Raw genomic sequence first — 491 nt, forward strand, 5'->3', positions numbered from 1 at the left:
GAAACCGATCTCGCCGATCTTGGTCTCGCGCATGGTCGCGGTCATCGCGGGGGAGGTGAGCGCGGCGTACCGTTCGCGATACATCGCGACGGCCTGTTTGCGCTGCCTGCCGACCATCAGCGTGCGCAGCAGGGTGTTCAAGCTGGCCAGGTACTTGCTGGCTTGATCGGGATCGGCCGCGAAGAGTCCGGCTCGGATCCGCACCGCCTCTTCGGTGGCCGCGACTGCCGCGCCAGGGTCGAGACGGCACAGCCACACACCGCATTTGGACAGTCCGTCGGCGCAAACGCCCGCAGCGTTGGGGTGGGTGGACGCCACCTGGCGGTAGGCGTTGCACGCATCGCGAATGGTGGCGGTGGCCAGTTCCCGGTGCCCGATGCCGCGTGCGGCCTGTTCCAGGATGCGCAGCGCGTCTTGAACCTTGGCGGCGAACTGCGCGGAGACATGGCCATTGGTGAGCCAGCGCAGGCGGATCAGTACCGCCTCTTGCG

General features: G+C 67.6%; 1 pseudogene. It reads right to left on the reverse strand.

The annotated features are described in order from the left end of the window. Positions 1 to 491, reverse strand: a pseudogene (locus GV790_RS28935) (hypothetical protein); the annotation flags it as partial.

The organism is Nocardia cyriacigeorgica (genome assembly GCF_010858045.1).
GTDB classification, from domain to species: Bacteria; Actinomycetota; Actinomycetes; order Mycobacteriales; family Mycobacteriaceae; genus Nocardia; species Nocardia cyriacigeorgica_E.